Origin of the sequence: Mesorhizobium sp. M0195 (assembly GCF_040322115.1) — a bacterium.
Taxonomy (GTDB): domain Bacteria; phylum Pseudomonadota; class Alphaproteobacteria; order Rhizobiales; family Rhizobiaceae; genus Mesorhizobium.
Genome location: NZ_JAMYSV010000064.1, coordinates 1 through 2,715, shown reverse-complemented (window position 1 = coordinate 2,715; position 2,715 = coordinate 1). Strand labels below are relative to the sequence as shown.

The 2,715-nt window shown below is 60.9% G+C and carries 2 protein-coding genes and 2 pseudogenes; 2 read left to right on the top strand and 2 right to left on the bottom strand.

The genetic code is table 11. The features are described 5' to 3' along the window. Positions 1-143: 143 nt before the first annotated feature. Positions 144-245, bottom strand: a pseudogene (locus NKJ12_RS31940) (LysR family transcriptional regulator); the annotation flags it as partial. Between the two features lie 575 nt (positions 246-820). Here NKJ12_RS31940 and NKJ12_RS31935 point away from each other — a divergent pair. Both NKJ12_RS31935 and NKJ12_RS31930 read left to right on the top strand, forming a co-directional pair. Further along, positions 821-1,096, top strand: coding sequence for an acyl carrier protein (locus tag NKJ12_RS31935; protein WP_352458906.1), 276 nt, complete (start codon positions 821-823; stop codon positions 1,094-1,096). Next, a complete protein-coding gene (locus tag NKJ12_RS31930) occupies positions 1,097-2,302 on the top strand; it encodes a beta-ketoacyl-[acyl-carrier-protein] synthase family protein (RefSeq protein ID WP_352508066.1) in 1,206 nt (401 codons plus the stop codon). It begins immediately after the preceding gene. Here the strand turns inward: NKJ12_RS31930 and NKJ12_RS31925 are convergent. Next, positions 2,289-2,453 (bottom strand): annotated as a pseudogene (locus NKJ12_RS31925) (LysR family transcriptional regulator); the annotation flags it as partial. The gene NKJ12_RS31930 and the pseudogene NKJ12_RS31925 sit on opposite strands and share 14 nt — an antisense overlap. Positions 2,454-2,715: the final 262 nt, after the last annotated feature.

Below are 2,715 nucleotides of genomic sequence, written 5' to 3'. Positions count from 1 at the left end.
CGCCGACTGATGACAAACCGCTCAGCGGCAGCGCAAGATCGTTCATGGTGGGTGTGGTCTCCGGGAAATGGTTCGGATCGGCTTAGGCAACCAAATCCTACGTCATTTCAACGGCTTGCGCCACATCCACCAACCCCCATGAATTTGGTTAGGTTGATGCGGCGTGCCGCCGCCGTGAGGCCGCGCTCGCTCAGCAGCGCGTCGAGAACGACGAGAAGATTCAGATCGAGCCCTTTGAAACGCATGTCTTAGCTATCCATAGCGTGGATGCATTTGATTGAAACAAACGATTTTACCAATTTTCCGGAATGTCGCATGGACTTGGCAGGACCTCACGTGCGCCGATCACTGCCTCTATCGCGTGGCGAGTCCCTTGAGAAGAGCCCGAAAGAGGAAATCTGTCGCGTGCGGTGGAGATTGTACTGGGAATGAGAAGCAGCGCTCCGATCATGTCGAACTCTCCGACGAATGGCGGACCGGTACAATAGTTGATCGCAACTGGTCCGGAGCTATGAAACATCTCGATTACATATGAGGTGCCGAGTGAATACGCTGACAGCACCCACCGTCGCAGCGTTTAGCTGACGTTTGACGACGGTTCCTATCCATTTACACGCAGATTCTTGATGTGCTGGCGCAAAAGCGGGAGGCCGGCGACTTTTCTTCATCATCGGGCTGACGCCGCAGAAGCCGGAACTCGTCCGGTTCCTATGGGCATTGGGCTTGGTCGGTCGCACAGGCTCTATGAGGGGCAATTTTGGCAACGCGACGCGACTCGGGTTTTGAACGACGCCGAAAACGCAAGCTGGAAAGGAACAAGATGGCAGATCAACTCGCCAACGAAATAATCGCCATTATCAAGAAGCGCGCCGCGTCGGAGGGCGGCATAGCGCCTGCCACAGGCGGCGAGATAACGGCTGCCACGGGACTGACTTCGCTCGGTATCGATTCACTGGGATTGGCGGACGTTCTCTGGGACCTGGAGCAGGCCTACGGCATCCAGATCGAGATGAATACGGCCGAGGCATGGTCGGATCTCCAGAATGTTGGGGACATGGTGGAAGCCGTGCGCAGCTTGCTCGCTAAGGGGGTGTGAATGGACAGGCGCGTCGTGATTACTGGGATTGGCGGTATTTGCGGGCTTGGGACCAACGCCGCCGCCATTTGGACAGAGATGCGAGAAGGCCGCTCCGCCATCGGCCCAATCGTCAACTCCGAGCTCCATGAATTGAGGGTCAGGATCGGTGCCGAGATCAAGGCGCTGCCGGAGCATGACATCGACGGCAAGCAACTCATCTCCATGGACCGCTTCAGCCTGCTCGCTGTGCTTGCGGCGCGCGAAGCCATGCGTCAGGCCGGACTTTCCTCCAAAGAGGGAAATAGGTATCGCTTCGGTGCGACGGTGGGCGTTGGCGGCTGCGGGTGGGATGCGATCGAGCAAACCTACCGCGCCATCCTTCTGGGCGGTAAGCGTGCCGCTCTCTTGACTGTACCCAAGGCGATGCCGGGTGCCGCTGCCGGCCAGGTCAGCATGAGTCTCGGCCTGCGCGGGCCGGTCTTCGGCGTCACGTCCGCCTGTTCCTCGGCAAACCATGCGATTGCCTGCGCGGTGGACCAGATCAGGCTCGGCCGGGCCGACGTGATGCTTGCCGGCGGCAGCGAAGCGCCGCTCATATGGGGTGTGCTGAAGGCATGGGAAGCGATCCGCGTGCTTTCGCCCGATACTTGCCGGCCATTCTCGGCCGATCGCCAGGGCCTGTCGCTTGGTGAAGGCGCCGGCATGGCGGTGCTGGAAAGCTACGAGCATGCCCTGGCTCGGGGCGCCACCATCCTTGCCGAAATTGCCGGTGCCGGCCTTTCCGCCGATGCGTCCGACATCGTCGCGCCGACTGTCGAGGGGCCGGAGGCAGCAATGCGGGCCTGCCTTGCCGATGCCAGGCTGGACGCCGAGGATGTCGACTATCTCAACGCGCACGGCACCGGCACCAAGGCCAACGACCAGATCGAGACGGCGGCGATCAAGCGCGTCTTCGGTCAGCACGCCTTCTCAATGTCCATTTCTTCTACCAAGTCCATGCACGCGCATTGCCTCGGCGCGTCCGGCGCGCTCGAGTTGATCGCCTGCGTGATGGCTATCCGCGAGAGCGTCGTGCCGCCGACTGCCAATTATCGTGAGCTGGACCCCGATTGCGATCTCGACGTCACGCCCAATGTGGCACGCGAGCGCAAGGTGCGCGTGGCACTGAGCAACTCCTTCGCCTTTGGCGGCACGAACGCGGTTCTGGCGTTCAGGCAGGTGTAGAAGCCATGAGAGATGCCTCCGGCAACATTATCTCTCGCATCCAGATGCTTGTCGGATAACTATTGTGAAGGGCGGGTCATTGACCGCCTCGGCGAATGCGGGAAGTGGCAGCGGAAGCTCGACGATCCGGGGGTATCGTCTTTGCGAAATTCTTAACTGTTGAAGCGGCTTGGACGTACCGCCGCCCCGTAAAAGGTAATCGAGGCCCTGCGGGCTCGGCTTGAGGGTCTGAAGCTGTACACGACAATGTCTGGAAGCCGCAGGGTCGGCTCTGCGCCCGTTATAGTCGCCTGAGTGCTGCCGGCCCGGCCGCGCCGCGGGCGCCCTCACGAACTCCTTGAACCTGCGGACCTTGCCTGTCTTGGCCGACGCTTCGAAGCGCGCCGTCGTGCTGGCCTCCAGATCCGCGACAT

Bases quoted from the DNA above. Each gene is read 5' to 3' on its own strand.
- NKJ12_RS31935 (WP_352458906.1), top strand. From the start codon at position 821: ATGGCAGATCAACTCGCCAACGAAATAATCGCCATTATCAAGAAGCGC.
- NKJ12_RS31930 (WP_352508066.1), top strand. From the start codon at position 1,097: ATGGACAGGCGCGTCGTGATTACTGGGATTGGCGGTATTTGCGGGCTT.